This window comes from Nonomuraea sp. B1E8 (assembly GCF_039871515.1).
Lineage (GTDB): Bacteria > Actinomycetota > Actinomycetes > Streptosporangiales > Streptosporangiaceae > Nonomuraea.
Map to the genome: position 1 here is coordinate 1,203,935 of NZ_JBDPLS010000001.1, position 18,428 is coordinate 1,222,362.

The 18,428-nt window shown below is 71.9% G+C and carries 15 protein-coding genes; 6 read left to right on the forward strand and 9 right to left on the reverse strand.

From position 1 onward, the window contains the following. Window positions 1-67: 67 nt before the first annotated feature. A complete protein-coding gene (locus ABGA98_RS05765) occupies window positions 68-871 on the forward strand; it encodes an aminotransferase class IV family protein (protein ID WP_347617094.1) in 804 nt (267 codons plus the stop codon). Here the strand turns inward: ABGA98_RS05765 and ABGA98_RS05770 are convergent. After that, a complete protein-coding gene (locus ABGA98_RS05770; RefSeq protein WP_347617095.1) occupies window positions 858-1,409 on the reverse strand; it encodes a helix-turn-helix domain-containing protein in 552 nt (183 codons plus the stop codon). The two genes, ABGA98_RS05765 and ABGA98_RS05770, sit on opposite strands and share 14 nt — an antisense overlap. A gap of 100 nt (window positions 1,410-1,509) precedes the next feature. Between ABGA98_RS05770 and ABGA98_RS05775 the strand changes: the two genes are divergently transcribed. Further along, window positions 1,510-2,865, forward strand: a complete 1,356-nt coding sequence (locus ABGA98_RS05775) for a serine hydrolase domain-containing protein (RefSeq protein WP_347617096.1) — start codon at window positions 1,510-1,512, stop codon at window positions 2,863-2,865. Window positions 2,866-2,895: 30 nt separating this feature from the next. Here ABGA98_RS05775 and ABGA98_RS05780 read toward each other — a convergent pair whose 3' ends face one another. The 4 genes from ABGA98_RS05780 to ABGA98_RS05795 are packed head-to-tail and all read right to left on the reverse strand — an operon-like array spanning window position 2,896 to window position 8,131. Beyond that, window positions 2,896-5,010 carry an alpha-galactosidase gene (locus ABGA98_RS05780; RefSeq protein ID WP_347617097.1) on the reverse strand — a complete coding sequence of 705 codons (2,115 nt, stop codon included), beginning with the start codon at window positions 5,008-5,010 and terminating at the stop codon, window positions 2,896-2,898. A gap of 51 nt (window positions 5,011-5,061) precedes the next feature. Beyond that, window positions 5,062-5,913 (reverse strand): carbohydrate ABC transporter permease, encoded by an 852-nt coding sequence (locus ABGA98_RS05785; protein ID WP_347617098.1) that lies wholly within the window; start codon window positions 5,911-5,913, stop codon window positions 5,062-5,064. After that, window positions 5,910-6,824, reverse strand: a complete 915-nt coding sequence (locus ABGA98_RS05790; RefSeq protein ID WP_347617099.1) for a sugar ABC transporter permease — start codon at window positions 6,822-6,824, stop codon at window positions 5,910-5,912. Before ABGA98_RS05790 ends, ABGA98_RS05785 begins: the two co-directional genes overlap by 4 nt. After that, window positions 6,821-8,131, reverse strand: a complete 1,311-nt coding sequence (locus tag ABGA98_RS05795; protein WP_347617100.1) for a sugar ABC transporter substrate-binding protein — start codon at window positions 8,129-8,131, stop codon at window positions 6,821-6,823. The genes ABGA98_RS05790 and ABGA98_RS05795 overlap by 4 nt, the downstream gene beginning before the upstream one ends. A 203-nt stretch (window positions 8,132-8,334) precedes the next feature. On the opposite strand from ABGA98_RS05795, the gene ABGA98_RS05800 reads away from it, so the two are divergent. Then, on the forward strand, window positions 8,335-9,600 hold the full coding sequence (locus tag ABGA98_RS05800) for an ROK family transcriptional regulator (protein ID WP_347617101.1): 1,266 nt from the start codon (window positions 8,335-8,337) through the stop codon (window positions 9,598-9,600). Here ABGA98_RS05800 and ABGA98_RS05805 read toward each other — a convergent pair. Continuing rightward, entirely contained in the window at window positions 9,597-9,794 is a 198-nt protein-coding gene (locus ABGA98_RS05805) for a hypothetical protein (protein WP_347617102.1), read from the reverse strand. The genes ABGA98_RS05800 and ABGA98_RS05805 overlap by 4 nt on opposite strands. Before the next feature lie 148 nt (window positions 9,795-9,942). On the opposite strand from ABGA98_RS05805, the gene helR reads away from it, so the two are divergent. Next, window positions 9,943-12,090: an RNA polymerase recycling motor ATPase HelR gene (gene helR, locus ABGA98_RS05810; protein ID WP_347617103.1), complete on the forward strand. Its 2,148-nt coding sequence runs from the start codon at window positions 9,943-9,945 to the stop codon at window positions 12,088-12,090. Between the two features lie 395 nt (window positions 12,091-12,485). Then, window positions 12,486-13,139, forward strand: coding sequence for a 1,4-alpha-glucan branching protein (locus ABGA98_RS05815; RefSeq protein WP_347617104.1), 654 nt, complete (start codon window positions 12,486-12,488; stop codon window positions 13,137-13,139). Between the two features lie 45 nt (window positions 13,140-13,184). Here the strand turns inward: ABGA98_RS05815 and ABGA98_RS05820 are convergent, their stop codons facing one another. Further along, on the reverse strand, window positions 13,185-13,952 hold the full coding sequence (locus ABGA98_RS05820; protein WP_347617105.1) for a class I SAM-dependent methyltransferase: 768 nt from the start codon (window positions 13,950-13,952) through the stop codon (window positions 13,185-13,187). A 129-nt stretch (window positions 13,953-14,081) separates the two neighbouring features. Between ABGA98_RS05820 and ABGA98_RS05825 the strand changes: the two genes are divergently transcribed. Next, window positions 14,082-14,537 (forward strand): hypothetical protein, encoded by a 456-nt coding sequence (locus tag ABGA98_RS05825; protein ID WP_347617106.1) that lies wholly within the window; start codon window positions 14,082-14,084, stop codon window positions 14,535-14,537. Between the two features lie 160 nt (window positions 14,538-14,697). On the opposite strand, the gene ABGA98_RS05830 is transcribed toward ABGA98_RS05825, so the two are convergent. Together ABGA98_RS05830 and ABGA98_RS05835 are read right to left on the reverse strand one after the other, a co-directional pair. After that, on the reverse strand, window positions 14,698-15,042 hold the full coding sequence (locus ABGA98_RS05830) for a hypothetical protein (RefSeq protein ID WP_347617107.1): 345 nt from the start codon (window positions 15,040-15,042) through the stop codon (window positions 14,698-14,700). A 192-nt stretch (window positions 15,043-15,234) separates the two neighbouring features. Then, window positions 15,235-18,402: a BTAD domain-containing putative transcriptional regulator gene (locus ABGA98_RS05835; protein WP_347617108.1), complete on the reverse strand. Its 3,168-nt coding sequence runs from the start codon at window positions 18,400-18,402 to the stop codon at window positions 15,235-15,237. Between the last annotated feature and the right edge of the window lie 26 nt (window positions 18,403-18,428).

An 18,428-nucleotide genomic window follows, 5' to 3' on the forward strand; every position in this document is an offset into this window, starting at 1 on the left:
TCGATGTCAGGCCTTAACGTCGCCGTGGTAACGGACATTCCACCTGATGAGCATGCTGGAGCGACGTATGTCCTTCTTCGTTGTCCAACGCGACGGCCACGCGGCGAGTGCCGGCGATCTGGCGCCGCTCGCCTTCGCCGGCTACGCCCACTTCACCGCCATGCAGGTGCGCGGCGGCCAGGTGCGGGGTCTCGACCTCCACCTGGACCGGCTGCGCTCCGCCTCGCTGGAGTTGTTCGGCCGGGCCCTGCCCGACGACCGGGTGCGCGCCGGCCTGCGGGCGGCGCTCCAGGCAGGGCCGGACGACCTCTCGCTGAGCGCCACGGTCTACTCCCCGGCGGGCGAGTTCACCGTGGCGGGCCCCGAGGTGGAGCCGGAGCTGCTCGTACGCACCGGGCCCGCCTCGACCGGCCCGCTGGGCCCGCTCGCCCTGGCGGCGATCGAGCACGAACGGTTCCTGCCGGCCGTGAAGCAGGTCGGAGAGGCCGCCAAGACCTATTACCTGCGCCAGGCCGTCGGCCAGGGCTTCGACGACGCCGCCTTCGTCGACCGCCGGGGGCGGCTCAGCGAGGGCTCGATCTGGAACGTGGCCTTCTGGGACGGCTCGGCGGTGGTGTGGCCCGAGGCCGAGATGCTGGCCGGGACCACGATGGGCATCGTCCGCAGGCAGCTGGACCGCCTCGGCGTGCCCCAGCGGGTCGAGGAGGTCACGCTCGCCGGACTGCCGGCGCTGGCGGGCGCCGTGGTGATGAACTCGTGGACGCCGGGGCTCGCCGTGCACCGGATCGGCCATGTGTCCCTGCCCGAGGCGCCGTCCTTCGTGGAGGTGCTGCACGAGGCGTACGAGGCCGAACCGCTCACCGCGCCGTAGGGCCGGCGGGCTCGGCGCCGCCCGGCTGCGGGATCGCGACGACGCCGAGGGTGATCTGCCGCCGCCCTGGCCCGGGGGTGGCGTGCGCGACGGGGTCGATCAGGTCGCGCAGGCGCGCGCGGAGCCGGGCCAGCTCGTCGTCGTCCACCCACACGTGGACGGACGTGTAGGTCAGCCCCTGGGCGACCGGATCGTCCGGGTCGCCCTCCAGGTAGGCGTGCGCCTGCGCCATCAGGCCCGTGACGAAGGCGGTCACCGCCCGCTCGTGGTCGCCGGTCGACAACCTCGCGGGATCGGGCACCGCGCCCTGGACGGCGCGCTCGTCCAGCTCGTACGTGTGCTCGACCGCTCCGCGCACCTTCCGCTCGCCGACGACGCGGATGACGCCCGCGTCCACCAGCCACCGGATGTGCCGGTAGAGGCTGCTGTACGGGACGTCCGGCAACGCCTGGCGCAGTTGTGTCCCGGTGCGGGGGCCGAGGGCCAGGATCTGCGCCACCCGGATCCGGACCGGGTGCAGTACACCGACATCGCTCACGGGCATCCTCCGATCGTCCTAGGGGAAATCGTAGCGCTCCATTGACTCCATTTTTGGCTATGGTCTTAAATGTGAGATCAATCGACCTGGGAGAATCGCCATGACCATCACCGCATCAGACCTGCGCGAGCGCCTCGCCACGCTGGCCGGCCGGCATCGGGTGCCGGGCGCCGCACTCGCGGTCCTGCACGGCGGGGCCGTCGCCGAGGCGGCCACGGGAGTGCTCAACACCCGCACCGGCGTCGAGGCCACCCCGGACTCCGTCTTCCAGATCGGATCCGTCACCAAGACGTGGACGGCCACGCTCGTCATGCAGCTCGTGGACGAGGGGCGGCTGGACCTCGACCGGCCGATCCGCGACCACCTCCCGGAGTTCGCGCTCGCCGACGAGGACGCCGCCGCGGCCGTCACCCCTCGCCACCTGCTGACGCACACCGCGGGATTCCCGGGAGAGGACCTCGCCGACTACGGCAGGAACGAGGACGCCGTGGCCGCCCTCGTCGCCAACCTGTCGGGCGCGCCCAAGGTGACCGAGCCCGGCGCGCTGTTCTCGTACAACAACGCCGGTTTCGTCGTCCTCGGCCGCCTGGTCGAGGTGCTGCGGGAGGGCGCCTGGGGCGAGGTGACACAGCGCCGGCTGGCCAGGCCGCTGGGGCTGGGAACCGTCGTCACCCTGCCGGAGCAGGCGCTCATGCACCGCGCCGCGGTCGGCCACGTCGGGACGGGCCCCGCTCCCGTCTGGTCGCTCCCGCGCGCGCTCGATCCGGCCGGCGGTCTGGCCATGAGCGCCACGGACCTGCTGGAGTTCGCCCGCCTGCACCTGAACCACGGGCTCGCCCCCGACGGCACGCGCCTGCTCTCGCGCGCCGCCGTCGAGGCCATGGGCACGCCGCAGGTGACGCCGCCACCGCTGTCCGCCTTTCCCCGCTCGTACGGGCTGGGCATGGAGGTGCACGACTGGGACGGCGGCACGGTCACCGGCCACTCAGGGGCGACGATCGGGCAGAAGGCCTACCTGCGCATGGTCCCCGGAGCGGGCGTGGCCGTGGCCCTGCTCACCAACGGCGGCGCCGCCGACGCGCTCCACGCCGACCTCGTCCATCCGCTGCTGCACGAGCTGGCCGGCGTGCGCGCCCCCGCGCCGGCGAGCCCTCCGGAGGCCGGGACGCCCATCGACCCCCGCCCGTACGTCGGCGACTTCGACATGGGGCCGGCCACCATCAGGATCGGCCATGACGGGCGGAACGTGTTGACGATGACCACGATCCCGCGCTCCAGCTACGTCGAATCCCTGGTCACGAATCCGGTCGCGACGCTGGCCGCGCTCGACGGCTCCCGCTTCGCCGAGGTCGGGCAGGACGACGGGGAGCGCCGGGAGGTCGTCTTCCTCGACCCGGGAGCCGACGGGCGCTTCCGGATCCTGCACAACAGCCGCGCGATGGTGCGCATCTCCTGACGCCGCCACCGGGCCGCGGCGGCACGGTCCCTACGCCGGGGGCACGGCCTCGAGGTGGAGGAGCGCGCACTGCTCGGGGAACAGCGGCGGCACCGCGACGCCCGCGGCGGCCAGCGCCGAGCCGGGCAGCTCGGCGCCGCCGGACAGCCAGGCGGGCGCCGCCCCGCGCGAGGTCACGGGCACGAGCGGGCGGACGCGGTAGACGGTGTCCGGGTCGAGGCCAGGAAGGCGGATGAATCCCGGCGGCCAGGTGGCCGGGCGGTCCAGCACGGCGATCTCGTACAGGGCCTCGCTCGTGTCCGGGGCGACCACGCCGTGCGCCCGTACGCCTTCCGGGGTGTCGTCCAGGCGGACCATCGTGCCGGTGTGCAGCAGGTGCCGGTGCCGCTTGTGCAGGGAGACCCAGCCGGCCAGCTCGTCGAGCTCGGCGTCGTCGAGCGCGGTGAGGTCCCATTCGATGCCGTAGTGGCCGAAGAAGGCCGTCGCGGCGCGGAACGACAGCTCGTGGCGGCGGCCGGTGCTGTGCGAGCGGCCGGCGCCGATGTGGCTGCCGACCAGCTCGGGCGGCAGCAGCTGGGCGGTCCAGCGCATGATCTGCTGGCGTTCGACGGAGTCGATGCAGTCACTGGCCCAGACGCGGTCGGTGCGCTCCAGGATGCCGAGGTCGACGCGGGCGCCGCCGGAGGAGCACGACTCGATCTCCAGCCGGGGGTGCGCGGCGCGGATCTCGTCGAGCAGCCGGTAGACGGCCAGGGTCTGGGCGTGCACCGAGGCGCGGCCCTCGCGGATCGTGGACCCGGCGTCCACGAGGTCGCGGTTGTGGTCCCACTTGATGAAGTCGAGGCCGTACTCGGTGATCAGGGCGAGCAGCCGTTCCTTGATGTGGGAGTAGGCGGCGGGGTTGGTGAGGTCGAGGACCTGCTGGTGCCGGGCGGGCGGCGGGAGGCGGTCGCCGGTCTGCAGGATCCATTCGGGGTGGGCGCGGGCCAGGCCGGAGTCCGGGTTGATCATCTCGGGCTCCAGCCAGAGCCCGAACTCCATGCCGAGCCCTCTGACCCGCTCGACCAGCGGGTGCAGCCCGTCGGGCCACACGTCCGCGTCGACGTGCCAGTCGCCGAGCCCGGCGCTGTCGTCGCGGCGGCCGGCGAACCAGCCGTCGTCGAGCACGAACCGCTCGACCCCGACCCTGGCCGCGCGCTCGGCCAGGTCGAGCAGGCGGTCCAGGTCGTGGTCGAAGTAGACGGCCTCCCACGTGTTGAGCACGACGGGCCGCGGCGTGGACGGGTGGGAGGGACGGGCGCGCAGGTGGGCGTGGAAGCGGCGGGCCGCCTCGTCGAGGCCGCGGCCGTAGGTGGCGTAGACCCAGGGGCTCTGGTACGTCTCGCCGGTCCGCAGGATGATCTCGCCGGGCAGCAGCAGCTCGCCCCCGCCGAGCATGGTCCGGCCGGTGGCGGTGCGCTCGGCGTAGTGCCGGTGGTTGCCGCTGAAGCCGACGTGCAGCCCCCAGGCCTCGCCGCGCTGGAAACCGGTGCCCGCCGTGGTGGCGAGCAGCACGGTGGCCGCGTCGGCTCCGGTGCGGCCGCGCCGGTTCTCGCGCAGGTGGGTGCCGACGGTCAGGGGCCGCCGCTGCGGGATACGTTCCTTGGACCACCGTCCGGCCTGGTCGAGCAGGTCGGTGGGGTTGCCGGGCACGGGCAGGACGAGGTTGAGCGCGTCCAGCGTGTACGGCAGCCCGTGCCGGTTACGCAGCTCCGCCCGCGCGCGCAACAACCCTGAAGGGTCGAGCTCCACGGTGATCGTGAGGTCGAGCCGGGCACGGGAGTCCGTGGCGGTCGCTGTGACGCCCTGGCCCGCCCGCTCATAGGTGACGGCGGTGAAGGCGGGAGACCAGTTCTCCCCCTGGTGATGTCCGGACAGACCGGGCATGCCCATCCATCCGGTACGCCCCTCGGGGACCAGCGCTGTGCGCACCGGAACCTCCACGGTCTGGTCGGCCCGGGGCCGCAACTCGGCCGCGAGGTGCCCGAGGGCGTCCTCGCCGAGCGCGCCCAGGTCCGGCCCCCAGTACAGCAGCGCGGGCAGGGCGTCGGGCGGGCATTCCAGGACCACGGACACGCCGGCGGCTCTGAAGTGATGCAGGTGCATGAATGGCTTTCTGCTAGGCGGTGCGAAGGTCGGGCGCGGCCGCGCCCATGATCATCCTTTGAGCCCTCCGCTGAGCAGGTCCAGCCGCCAGAACCGCTGCAGGAACAACATCAGCGCGACGAGCGGGACCACCGACACGGCGGCGCCCACGATGGCCAGGCCGTAGAGGGCGGGCTCGGAGGAGCCCTTGGCCAGCAGGGTGTACAGGCCCACGGTGATCGGGAACTTCCCCTGGTCCGACAGCATGATGTACGGCAGCAGGAAGTTGTTCCAGATGCCCACGAACTGCAGCATGAAGATCGTCACCATGCCGGGGAGCATCATGGGCAGCCCGATGGAGCCGAAGATGCGATATTCGCTCGCCCCGTCGATCCTGGACGCCTCCAGCGTGGCGTCCGGCACCGACGACATGGCGTACACGCGGGCCAGGTAGATGCCGAACGGGGAGATGAGGCTGGGCAGCAGGACCGACCAGTGGCTGCCGACCAGGTTCGTCTCCGACATGATGAGGTACTGCGGGATCGCCAGGGTCATGCCGGGCACGAGCACGCCGGCCAGGATCGCGTAGAACAGCACGCTCCGGCCGCGGAAGTCGTACTTCGCCATCCCGTAGCCGGCCAGCGTGGAGATCAGGGTGGACGCGGCGGCGCCGACGCCCGCGTAGAGCGCGCTGTTGGCGGCCCAGCGCAGATACTGGCCGCCGCCGAAGGCGAACAGGTCGCGCAGGTTGTCCAGCAGCCCCGTCCCCGGCGCGAAGGTGAACGTGGAGAACAGCTCGGCGCTCGACTTGGTGGAGGCCACGATCACCCAGACGACCGGCACCAGGCAGTAGAACGCGCCGACCAGCAGCACGACGGTGGGCAGGAGCTTGGCCCGCTGGTGCGGGAGCGCGGCGGCTCTCACTGCATTCCTCCGAACGCCCGCCTCTGGGTGACCTTCAGCAACACGACCGAGACGGCGAGGGTGCCCACGGCCAGGAGGACGGAGGCGGCCGAGGCGAGCGGCAGGTCGTCGCGGACGAAGGCGTCCCGGTAGATCTGCATCAGCGGCACCCACGCCTGGGAGATCTCCGTGGTCATCGGGCTGAGCGTGGTCGGCTCGCCGTACACCTGGAGGGTGCCGATCAGCGCGAACAGGCCGGTGAGCACGAGCGCGGGCGCCACCAGCGGGATCTTGACCCGCCAGGCGATCTGCCATTCGGAGGCGCCGTCGATGCGGGCGGCGTCGTACAACTCCGCGGGGATGCCGCGCAACGACGTGAAGATGATGATCATGTTGAAGCCGACGCCGCCCCACACCGCGATGTTGGCCAGCGACGGGTAGATGACGCCCGCGCCCAGGAACGGGATCTCGCCGAGCCCCAGCTCCCGGGTGACGAAGCTGAAGGGGCTGGTCGAGGGCAGGTACATGAAGCCCCACAACAGGGAGGCGGTCACGCCGGGGATGGCGTACGGCAGGAAGATCGCCGTACGCGAGAACCGGCGGCCGCGCGCACCCGCGTAGTCGAGCAGCAGCGCGAACAGCAGCGCCAGCCCGAGCGTCAGCGGCACGCTGATCAGCCCGTAGAGGGCGAGCCTGCCGAAGCCGGCGAAGAACTCCGGGTCGGTCAGCGTCCTGGCGTAGTTGTCGAGCCCGACGAAGACCTCCTCGCGCGTGCCGAAGATGCCCTTGCCGGTCAGCCGCAGGCCGCGGACGCTGAGGTAGAGCGAGTACCCGATGGGGATCGCCAGGAAGGCCACGAACAGCAGGACGGCCGGCGCGACGAACAGGTACGGCGCCCGCGTCCTGCGGCGGGCGCCGGTGCCGGCGGTCATGAGCCGGCGACCTTGAATCCCGTGGACTTCATGTCGTCGACCACGGCCTGCTGCGTCTTCTTCAGCGCGTCGGCCAGCGGCGTCCTGTCGCGGACCGCGGCGGACACGGCGTCCTTGAACACGCTCTCGGCGGTGCTGACGTTCGGCCCCCAGCTGATGTGCGGGATCGTGCTCTGGGCGGCCTTGGCGGCGACCTGCCAGTAGTCCTTCTGACCGGACACCAGCTTCGGCGGCTCGCTGCTGCTCGTCGCCTGCTGCCCGGCCAGCGACGCCGGATATTCGCCCTCGGCGATCTGGAGGTCGTAGGCGGTCTTGTCGGTGTTCATCCACTTGGCGAACGTGGCCGCGGCCTCGACGTGCTTGGAGTCCTTGGTGACGGTGATGGCGCTGCCGCCCTGGAAGGCCACCCGGTCGTCGCCCTCCTTCCACTGCGGCAGCGGCGCGATGGCCCAGTCGCCGGCCTGCTCCTCCGCGATCCCGTACAACACGCCAGGCGCCCACAGGGCGCTCGGCCAGCTGAGGATCTTGCCCTTGTTGAGCTTGTTGTTCCACTCGGGGGTGAGCAGCGGCTCGGCCTTGACCAGGTCCTTGTCGATGAGGTCCTGCCAGAAGCCGGCCACCTCCAGGGAGGGCGCGTCGGCGATGCCGACCGTCCAGGTCGTGTCCTGGACCTTCCACCAGGACGCGCCGGCCTGCTGGGCGAGACCGGCGAAGTTGCCGAACTCGGCGGGGGCGAAGGTGGCGAGATAGGCCTCGGGGTCCTTCTTGCGCACGTCGGCGGCGAGCTTCGCGAAATCCTGCCAGGTGGCGGGCGGCTCGATCTTCAGCTCGTCGAACCGCTTCTTGTTGTAGACGAACACCATCGGCCCGACGTCCTGCGGGACGCCGTAGACGGCGCCGTCGAAGCTGGTGAGCGTCCACACCTCAGGGCTGAAGGCCTCCTTGACGTCGCCGGTGTGGGGGGCGATGTCGGCGAGCGCGCCGGCCACGATCATGGCGGGCAACGTCTGGTATTCCAGGCACGCGGTGTCGGGGGCGTTGCCCGCCCGGCTCGCCGTGACCAGCTTGGTCGCGGTGTCGGTGCCGCCGCCGACGTCGGTGAGCCGCACCTGGATGTCCGGATGGGCCTCGTTGAAGGCCTCGACCTTCTCCTTCTGGCCGGCGCTCCAGCACCAGTGTTGCAGCGTGACCGGGCCGGTCTCGGCCGCCTGCGTGCCGGCGCTCTCGTTCGTGCCTGACGAGCATGCGGCCAGGAGTACGGCCGTGCCGAGCACCGCGATCGAGCCGGAGACCCTTCTGAAACCCATCCACGCCTCCTTCGGGGCGAAGCAAAGATAGCTTCGCGACAAAGCCAACCTAGAGAACAAGTGAGGCGCATGTCACTACTTGTCCGCAAATTCGAGCACGGCAATGTGCGGAGATCGTCACGGGGTCGTCATGTTAGCTTTGTCGCAAAGTCAAGAACGGGAGGCTGGCGTTGAAGGGTGTTGCACCCCGAAGATGGTTCGACATGTGGGACGCCTTGCCCGACGCCGCACGCTCCATCGTCAAGGAGCTCATCATCCACGGCCCGCAGTCCAGGACCGCGCTGGCCAAGACCCTGCACCTGTCGACCGGCAGCCTGACCAGGCTGACCAGACCCCTGGTCGACGCCGGCCTCCTCGTCGAGGGCGACGTGGTGCACGACCCCGTCAACGGCCGGCCGACCCGCCCGCTCGACGTCGCCGCGGGCGAGCACCGCTTCCTCGGCATCAAGCTGACCGCCGACCGGATCCACACCGTCATCACCGACCTGCGCGCCGGCGTCGTCGCCGCCCGCGACGAGCCGATCGCCGACCACTCCCCCGGGGCCGTCTGTCACCAGGCCAGGCACCTGCTGGACGAGCTGACGGGCGGGACCCACGCGACCGGCGCGAGCGGGACGGGCGGGACCCACGCGACCGGCGCGAGCGGGACGGGCGGGACCCACGCGACCGGCACGAGCGGGACGGGCGGGACGGGCGGGACGGGCGGGACGGGCGGGACGCCGATCGTCGCCGCCGGGGTCACGATCGGCGGAGACGCCCGCAGCTCCGCGCCCGTCGGCCGCGAACGGCTGATCGACGCGCCGTTCCTCGGCTGGCGGCAGGTGGCGCTGGAGCCGCTGATGGAGCAGGCGCTCGGCCTCCCGTGCGTGGTCAAGAACGACGTGGCCGCGCTTGCCCACCAGCACCACTGGTTCGGCGCCGGACGCGGCCTGCGCGACTTCGCGCTGGTCACGATCGGCGCGGGCATCGGCTACGCCCTCATCGTGCACGACCACCTCGTGGCCGCGGCCGAGGCCGACCTCGGCATGTTCGCCCACCTGGTGCTGAGCCCCGGCGGGCCGATGTGCACGGAAGGTCACCGCGGATGCGCCTCGGCGTACCTGTCCAGCGACTCGATCGGGATCTCCGCCGGGCTCGGGCTGCGGCGGGAGGTGACGTACGAGGAGGTCATGCGGGGCGCCGCGGCCGGCGACACGGTGTGCCTGGGCGTGGTCCGCGAGGCCGCGCGGGCCCTCGGCAGGCTCATCGCGCACATCACGACGATCTCCATGGTGAAGACGGTGATCCTGGCGGGCGAGGGCGTCGAGCTGGCCCGCGTCGGCAAGGACGACCTCGACGCGGCGCTCACCGCGAACCGGCGGGGCGTGCCGAGCTCGGCCGAGGTGGTCATCGAGGCGGACGACTTCCGCGAATGGGCCCGCGGCGGCGCGGTGGTCGCCATCCAGAGTTTCGTGACCGGCAGCGACTAGGGCACGCCGCGGCGGGGCGTGGTGAGCGCGTCCATGACCAGGTCGAGCAGCCGACCGGCCTGCTCCCACCTGTCGCTCGCGGCCGTGGACAGGAACACCCCGAGGAGCACGTACGGCTCTGAAGCACACCAGCAGAAGAAGAGGTCGTCCGTCCAGCGGACCAGAACGGAAAGGGAACTGCAGCTCCTTTCCACTCTCAACCTATAGCGCACCCGGGGGCTTGCGGCAAGACCCGGGTCGTGCCGCACAATCGTCGGCCAAGGCCAGAACACCCTGCGCGAACGCGGGTGCCGTTGCCGGCGTACGGGTGGGTCCACGCACCCTCAGATCGGAGCAGATGACGTGAACCCGCTGACCACCAGCGCGTTTGACCTTCCCGACCACCTCGCCCCCAAGGCCGACCCGGCGCTCATCGCCGGCGACGAGCGGCACTTCGCGGCCATCGCCGAAAGCCTCGAGCAGTCGATCGCCGAACTGTCCGACCGCCTCGAAGCCGAGCGCAGGGCCCCCGGCGGCAAGGGGCGGCAGGCGCTGGACCGGGACCTGGAGATCCACCGGCTGACCGCCCGCCTGCGCGCCCTGCGCCGCTTCGGTCTGGACCTGTGCCTCGGGCACATGGTCGGCGCGGACAACCCCGAGCCCGTGTACGTCGGACGACTCGGCCTCACCGACAGCGCCGGTCGCCGGCTGCTGATCGACTGGCGCTCCCCCGCGGCCGAGCCGTTCTTCGGCGCCACCCACGCCAACCCGATGGGCCTGGCCAGCCGCCGGAGATACCGCTGGACCCGCGGCCGGATCAGCGACTACTGGGACGAGGTGTTCACCCCGGACCAGATCGACGGGCACGCCGCGCTCGACGACCAGTCCGCCTTCATCGCCAGCCTGGGCGGCAGCCGCTCGCCCCGGATGCGCGACGTGCTCGGCACCATCCAGGCCGACCAGGACGCCATCATCCGCGCCGGATCCCGCGGCGCTCTCGTCGTCGACGGCGGTCCCGGCACGGGCAAGACCGTCGTCGCCCTGCACCGCTCCGCCTACCTCCTCTACTCCGACCCGCGCCTCGGTCACCGCAGGGGCGGCGTGCTGTTCGTCGGCCCCCACCAGCCCTACCTGGCCTACGTCTCCGACGTGCTGCCCAGTCTCGGGGAGGAGGGCGTACAGACCTGCACCCTGCGGGACCTCGTCGCCGAGGGGGCCGCCGCGGCGATCGAGGCCGACCCGGACGTGGCCCGCCTGAAGTCGTCCGCGGACCTGGTCAAGGCGATCGAGCCGGCCGTCAGGTTCTACGAGAACCCGCCCACCGAGGGGATGGCGGTCACGACCCACTGGTCCGACATCTGGCTGAGCGCCGACGACTGGGCCGAGGCGTTCGAAGCGCCGGAACCCGGCACCCCGCACAACGAGGCCCGTGACCGGATCTGGGAGGAACTGCTCACGATCCTGGCCGACAAGCACGACGGCGACGTCTCCCCCGACCTGCTCCGCAGGTCGCTGCTGCAGAACAGGGAACTGCTCACGACCTTCAACCGCGCGTGGCCGCTGATCGAGGCGTCCGACCTGGTGGGAGACCTGTGGACGGTGCCGGCCTACCTGCGCAAGTGCGCCCCCTGGCTCAGCCGCGAAGAGGTCCGGCTGCTTCAGCGCGACAACGCCCAGGCCTGGACGGTGTCCGACCTGCCGCTCCTGGACGCGGCACGGCAACGGCTCGGCGACCCGGAGGCGTCACGACAGAGGCGCCGCCGGGAAGCGTCCGTCGCCGCCGAACGCGAACGCATGGCCGGCGTCGTCGACGACCTGCTCGAGGCCGACGACGACGGCGAAGGCGTCGTGACGATGCTGCACGGACAGGACCTGCGGGACGCCCTGGTCGACGAGGACGCGCTGCCCGGCACCGAACCCGATCTGCTCGCCGGGCCGTTCGCCCACATCGTCGTGGACGAGGCCCAGGAACTGACCGACGCGGAATGGCAGATGTTGCTGCTGCGCTGCCCGTCCAGGAGCTTCACCATCGTCGGCGACCGCGCCCAGGCCAGGCACGGGTTCACGGAGTCGTGGCAGGAACGGCTCGAACGGATCGGGTTCGACCGCGTCAACCTGGCCTCCCTGAGCATCAACTACCGGACGCCGGAAGAGATCATGGCCGAAGCCGAGCCGGTCATCCGGGCCGTGCTCCCGGACGCCAACGTGCCGACCTCCATCCGCAGCGGCGGCGTCCCCGTCGTCCACGGATCCACCGCGGATCTGAGCTCGATCCTCGACACCTGGCTCGCCGCCCACGCCGACGGGACCGCCTGCGTCATCGGCGACCCCACGTTCCCGGGTGCGCCCCGCGTCCGGTCGCTGACCCCGGAGCTGGCCAAGGGGCTCGAGTTCGACCTCGTCGTACTCGTCGACCCGGAGGCGTTCGGCACGGGCGTCGAAGGAGCGGTCGACCACTATGTCGCCATGACCCGGGCCACCCGGCAACTCGTCATCCTCACGAGCTCCTGACGCCTGCACGCCCATCAGGCCGGCCGAGGGATCGGCCGGCCTGCCGCCGCCGCGCCGCGCAGGACGAAGGACCGCGAGTGGGCGGCTGTCGAGGCCGTGCTGGGCGCGGGGCTGCGGTACGAAGGCTTCGAGCCGTGCGGCTGCGGGCAACAGCCGAAATACCGCCCGCGCACGAGCGCGCACGAGCGCGCAGGCGCGGGCCCGGCGCCGGATCGCGGCCCGCAAAGGGCTGGCCGACGCCCAGGCACTGGCGCTGCGCGACCCCGGCGACGCGTAAGCCAGGACGACGTGGCACGATGGCCGGACCGCGATCTCCGAGGACCCGGACCGGAGCTCATGGTCCGCCGGCAACGACCATCCAGACCGTACACCCGCAGCGGAGGAGAACCCCCGGTATGGCCGTCATCCACCGCACCGCCCTCAAGCCGACCAAGCTGGAGCTTCTCACCTCCTGGCTCCCCTCCCGGCCGTGGTATCTCGGCGGGACGGGCACACCTCATCTGTCCAAGGCCGGCGGCTTCCGGCTGGACGACCCGCAGGGTGAGGTGGGAATCGAGTTCATGGTGGTCACCGATGCCTCCGGCGCCCACCCGACCAACTACCTGGTGCCGCTCACCTATCGCGGCGCCCCGCTCGACGGGGCTGAGCACGCCCTCATCGGCACCATGGAACACGGCGTGCTGGGGCGGCGCTGGGCCTACGACGGCTGCCACGACCATGTGCTCCTCGCCCAGTTGGAGGCCCTTATCGAGGGCCGCGTCCAGGCCCAGGACCAGAACACCAGCGACACCCCCGACCGGGAGGTCACCCGGTCCTACAGCGGTGCCGGCCTCACCGGCTTCACCACCGCCACCGACGACCAGGAGGGCACCCTGCTGCTGCCCGCGTCGCGGGCTACGGCCCTCCGCTTGCACCGGGCCCTGCGTCCTTCACCGGACGACGCGTCTTCCCTTCCACCGCAGGCGCTCGGCCACGTCGCCGGCTCCTGGCGGATGCCGGACGGCTCCCGGGCCCGGGGGTTGTTTGTCGTCCTGCACCCTCGTACGTAGGTCTCCGCGCGCCGCCGGGAATGAGCGTGCCTCACGCAGCGCGGACTAGAGCTCCCGGCGCCGCCTCGCGACATGGACGGTGATGTCGGCGGCGATCTCGACCGTCGCGGGCAGCACCTGCATGATCCGGCTGAACACCTGCTCCTGCTCCACGGCCGGCAGGACGAGATAGGCCGAGACGGTCGAGAGGTAGCCGACGTAGTCGCGGGCGCTCATCGTCAACCGCCGCTCGACCACGGACTGCCGGACATCGGCGAACCACGCGGAGCGCTGGAGCTCCGTACCCGGCCACTGCATGGCCTCCTCCGGAGGCGTCCCGTCAGGAGACGGCACCTCGTCGCTGGCCAGGAACGGTGACCGTGCCACGCGAACGGCCTCCTCCACGGCCGGGTCGGCCAGCTGGACAGGACCGCCGAACGACGCGAACACGCCGCCCGGTTCGAGCAGCGCGGCCATGCGGGACCACCGCTCCTCCGGGTCCGTCCAGTGCAGCGCCGCCGCCGCATAGACCAGCCCGTACGTCTCACCCGGTCGCAGGTCCTCGAAGGCGGCCCGCGCGGTGCTGACGTTCGCCGGCACGTGCTTGCGCAGCTCGGCGAGCATGGCCTCGTCGGGCTCGGTCGCGGTGACGGCGACCCCTCGCTGAGCGAACAGGCGGGTCGCCTTGCCTGTGCCGGCGCCGATCTCGAGGGCGGTCAGCACGGGCTGCGCCGCGTACGCCATCACCATGTCGACCAGCCGCGCAGGATATCCCGGCCGGAACCGTTCGTAGGCTTCCGCCATCACCCCGAAGCTCAGTGCGCGATTGGACATGCCGAGCATCCTGGCACAATCCCCGGTGCCCGGCTGAATACCGCGGATATACCGCCGTTCCCTAGCGTGTGACCGGCCGAAGTCAATCGACCCGGCCGACCAGGCCGGGAGAAGGAGAAGATCACACGCATGCGGAAAATCGTGGGGCGCATCGCGTCCGTGGGCACCGTCGCCCTGGCGGCGTCGGCCGCGCTCGTCATGGCCGCTTCCAGCGCCCAGGCGGCGGGCTACTGGTCGAAGGACGCGCCGAGGTACGCCACAGGCGTCGGCAACCTGACGACGAAGCGCGTCACCGTCGCCAAGAGTACCTACACGCTGCAGCTTCGCTCAGGTAAGTGGGGTGCGAACACCTACATCTGGGCTCGCGTCCCGAAGAACTCGGGAGCTAACGGCAAGAATCTCTGGTTGTCGGTGTACGACCCTTCGAAGAGGAAGTGGCAGAGCTCGCCTGGCCTGCTGACGATCAAGAACACGACCTACAGCCAGGCACACCGGGCCAAGGCCAACTGGCTGTACAGGGCCTGCACGAAGCAGCCCGGCCTCGGTGGCAGCCCGGCCCAGTGCACCAGCACCTGGCGGGTGTGATCTCTTGACCCGCGAGCGGGCCTGAACGGCATGGGGGCGGGCCGCGGCTGGGCTGGAGCCGGGAGGGCTGCGGTGCTCGTAGTAGCGCAGGGTCTGCAGGTTGACCCCGGCCCGCTCGGCCACCTGGCCGCTGCGCAGGACGGCCCGTCGATGTCCTGCTTCACGCCGGCCGCCCTGCCGCGCCGGCGCGTGCCCTCAGGGCGTCCAGCACCTCGACGTGCTCGGGCGGTACGGTCACGTCCAGCGCCAGGCCGCCGCCCGCGATGGTGAGGGTGAAGGTGAAGAACGAGCAGCAGTCGCTCTCCCGCGCCGTCAGCTCGGCGGCCCGTGAGGCGTTGCCGGGGCTGAAGACGAGGTCCAGGCGTAGCCGCGTGGGCTCAGGCCGGGCCACGCTCCGCACCGCGTCGGCGAACAGGGTGTCGAACTCGGCCAGGCGTAGCGGCTGCTCCGCGGTGGGCAGCGTGCACGCCGAAGGGGCCCAGACCAGGTCGATGTCTTGTGCCATGCCTCGACGGTAAACCTGTATCTGAGTATCGGATGCAACCCCCGGCGAACAAAACGTTCCCGGCTATTGTGCGCGAATGTACGGAAGCCCGAACGAGAGGTGAACCCGGTGGGCCGCCGGCAGCGCGGTGAAGTGTGACATGACGAGTGCGTCATGTCCGTCCAGGGCCGCGCTGCTGATCGCGCGCGTCGTTCACGAAGCGAGGGTGACCGCGGCCAGCTCGCGCCAGTCCCGACGCCTGCCGTCACGGGTCGCCTCGGCGAACACGGTCTCGCCGAGGCGGTTCCGCGCCTCCGCGGCGATCCGGGAGACGTCCGGCTGCGAACGATCCGGTGTACCGCGCACGCCGTCGCTCGCCGCGAGCAGGCGCACGGCCTGCTCGTACTGTCCCTGGCGCAGCGCGAGATCCGCGATCCCGATCAACATCTCGGCGATCGTCGGTGGATAGGTGTGCTCCATGGACTGGGCCGCGCGCAACGCCCCGGCCCGATAAGCGCGGGCCTGCTCGAGATCGTCGGTGAGGTAGGCGTACAGGTGCATGGTCATGGCGCGGACGGAGCCGGCCATCTCCGCGTCGCCCAGCACCGCCTGCACCGTGGCCAGGTGCTCGCGCACGTCGTCCGGCTCGCCGCGCCAGCGAGCCAGCTGCGCCTTCGAGAGCGCCAGCTCGGCGAGCGCGTCCGGCCAGGCGATCCCGCCCGCGCACCGCTGCGCCTCCGCCATGGCGGACGTGCTGGACTGCTCGTCGCCGAGCAGCCAGTAGAGCTGGGCCAGCCGCGCCCGCACGCCGACCACGTCCTCGGTCGCGCCCACCTCGGTCAGCGCCACGACCGCCTCTTCGTAGTGCTCACACGCGCGTGCGAGCTCGCCGCGCGCGGCGAGCCGATCGGCCAGGAAGGTCAGCGCCAGCGAGATCCCCATCCGGTCGCCCAGCGTGCGGAACTCGGCGAGGGCGAGCCCGGCGTCGGTGTCCACGTCGGTCTCGTCGCCGCCGAGCGTGAGCCGGAACCGGCCACGAGTGAGCCTGGCCTGTGCCCGCACCCACGGATCGTCACCGGCGATGAGCGGCTCGAAAGCAGGGAGGAGCTCCGCCGGGCCCTGCAACGTCAGCTCCAGCACCCTCGCGAACGCGAGCAGCGGATGGCGCGACCCGCTGCGCTGGGCGAACCGGTGCGCCTCGTGGATCCACTCCCGCGCCTGATACTGGTCGCCGCTGACCCCGGAGCTCATGAACACGGACACGACGAGGCAGGCCAGCGCCCGCACCTCGTCGGCGACCTCACCGGGCAGCGAGGTCGCCGCGATGCCCAGCTCGGCGCCCTCGGCCCTGTGCCCGCTGAGGAAGTAGTACCAGCCCGCCGCCCCGGCCAGCCGCATCGCCTCCTCGGCCCATCCCGCGGCGATCGCCCCGCGCAGGGCCGCGCTGATGTTGTCGTGCTCGGCCTCCAGCGCGGACAACCATTCCAGCTGCCCGGCCCGGCGCAGGTGCGGATCGGCCGTCTCGGCCAGCTCGGTGAAGTAGGCGAGGTGCGCCCGGCGCGCCGCCTCGCTCTCGCCGGCCTCGGCGAGCCGGTCCGCCGCGTATTCCCTGATGGTGTCGAGCATGCGGTAGCGCGGCGAGCCCTCACCGTCGCCGTCCTCGGCGAGCAGCAGCGACTTCTCGATCAGCGCGGTCAGCAGTTCGAGCACCTGCTCTGCGGCGACCGCCTCGTCCCGGCACACCCGTTCGGCCGCTTCCAGGCTCGCCCCGCCGGCGAACACCGACAACCGGCGCAGCACGCCGCGCTCGGCCTCGGTCAGCAGGTCCCAGCTCCAGTCCACGACCGCGCGCAGCGTCCTGTGCCGGGCCAGCGCCGTACGGCTGCCGCCGGTCAACAGGCGGAACCGGTCATCGAGCCGGCGTGCCAGCTGGTCGACGGACATCGTCCGCAGCCGCGCCGCGGCCAGTTCGATCGCCAGCGGCACCCCGTCGAGCGCCCGGCAGATCCGCGCCATGGCGGCCAGGGTGCGCGCGTCGGAGCCGATGTCCTTGCGCACCAGATCAGCGCGGTCCCGCAACAGCCGCACCGAGGGAGAGGCGCCGGCCTCGGACGGGTCCGCATCCTTCGCGGGCAGCGCGAGCGGCTCGACCTGCCACAGCACCTCCCCGGTGATGCCGAGCGGCTCCCTGCTGGTGGCCAGGATCCGCACCCTCCGGCACTCCCCCAGCAGCCGATCGGCGAAAGCCGCGGCCGCCTCGATCACGTGCTCGCAGTTGTCGAGGACCAGCAGGATCGCGCGCTCGCGGACCGCGGTGACGAGCCGGTCCATCGCCTCCCCGCCCCGGGCACCGCCGAGCAACGGCTGTTCACGCAGGCCGATCGCGGTGAGGGCGGCCTGCGCCAGCTCCCCACCCGCGCGTACCGAGGCCAGCTCGACCAGCCACGCCCCGTCCGGCAGCTCGGAGAGCATCGTCCGCGCGGTCTCCGTGGCCAGCCTGGTCTTGCCGGAGCCGCCCGCCCCCGTCAACGTGACCAGCCGGTGCCTGGCGGCCAGCCCCGCGACCGCGGACAGCTCGTCGTCCCTGCCGACGAAACTCGTCAGCTCGGCGCGCAGGTTGGTCCTGCGGTGCTCCGCCCGCTCGCCCAGCTCGCCCCGCAACACCGCGGTGTGCAGCGCGGAGAGCTCGGCCGACGGATCGGTGCCCAGCTCCTCAGCGAGCCGCTCGCGGGTGCGCTGGTAGAGGGTCAACGCCTCGTTCCCGCGCCCGGCCTCGGCGAGCGCTCGCATCAGGGCGGCCACGAACCCCTCCCGCAGCGGGTACGCGGCGACCAACCCGGTCAGCTCGGAGACCAGCTCCGAGCCACGGCCGAGGCGGAGGTCGGCTTCCACCCGATCCCCGAGCGCGGCGACGTGGAGCTCGTCCAGGCGCGCGACGGCGGCGTCGAACGCGTCGCCGCCCTGCAGGGCGATGTCCGCCATGGGCGCGCCGCGCCACAACGCCAGGGCCGAGCGCAGCAGCTCGGCCCGCGCCGCGGGCTCGGCGGCACGGGCCTGATCCACCAGTTGCTCGAACCGGCACACGTCCACGGCGTCGGGAGCCACGGCCAGCCGGTAGCCGCCGGACTCCGCCTCGATCACGCCCTCCGGCAACGCCCTGCGCAGCCTGGACACCAGCGCCTGCAGAGCATTCACCTCGTCCGCGGGCGGCCGTTGCCCCCAGATCCAGTCCACCAGCCTCGCCCGGGTGACGATCCGGCCGGGGTGGAGGGCGAGTGCGGCCAGCAGCGCGCGCAACCGGACGCCGGGAACCTCCACGACGGCCCCGTCGCGGTCGCGCACCGCGAACGGTCCCAGCAAGTCGACGCGCACACCAGTCATTCTGCCGAACCGCGACGACCTCCCGA

Excerpts from the sequence above, each read along its gene's own strand:
- ABGA98_RS05765 (WP_347617094.1), top strand. The coding sequence starts at position 68 with ATGTCCTTCTTCGTTGTCCAACGCGACGGCCACGCGGCGAGTGCCGGC.
- ABGA98_RS05775 (WP_347617096.1), top strand. The coding sequence starts at position 1,510 with ATGACCATCACCGCATCAGACCTGCGCGAGCGCCTCGCCACGCTGGCC.
- ABGA98_RS05780 (WP_347617097.1), bottom strand. The coding sequence starts at position 5,010 with ATGCACCTGCATCACTTCAGAGCCGCCGGCGTGTCCGTGGTCCTGGAA.
- ABGA98_RS05790 (WP_347617099.1), bottom strand. The coding sequence starts at position 6,824 with ATGACCGCCGGCACCGGCGCCCGCCGCAGGACGCGGGCGCCGTACCTG.
- ABGA98_RS05795 (WP_347617100.1), bottom strand. The coding sequence starts at position 8,131 with ATGGGTTTCAGAAGGGTCTCCGGCTCGATCGCGGTGCTCGGCACGGCC.
- ABGA98_RS05800 (WP_347617101.1), top strand. The coding sequence starts at position 8,335 with ATGTGGGACGCCTTGCCCGACGCCGCACGCTCCATCGTCAAGGAGCTC.
- ABGA98_RS05815 (WP_347617104.1), top strand. The coding sequence starts at position 12,486 with ATGGCCGTCATCCACCGCACCGCCCTCAAGCCGACCAAGCTGGAGCTT.
- ABGA98_RS05820 (WP_347617105.1), bottom strand. The coding sequence starts at position 13,952 with ATGTCCAATCGCGCACTGAGCTTCGGGGTGATGGCGGAAGCCTACGAA.
- ABGA98_RS05825 (WP_347617106.1), top strand. The coding sequence starts at position 14,082 with ATGCGGAAAATCGTGGGGCGCATCGCGTCCGTGGGCACCGTCGCCCTG.
- ABGA98_RS05830 (WP_347617107.1), bottom strand. The coding sequence starts at position 15,042 with ATGGCACAAGACATCGACCTGGTCTGGGCCCCTTCGGCGTGCACGCTG.
- ABGA98_RS05835 (WP_347617108.1), bottom strand. The coding sequence starts at position 18,402 with ATGACTGGTGTGCGCGTCGACTTGCTGGGACCGTTCGCGGTGCGCGAC.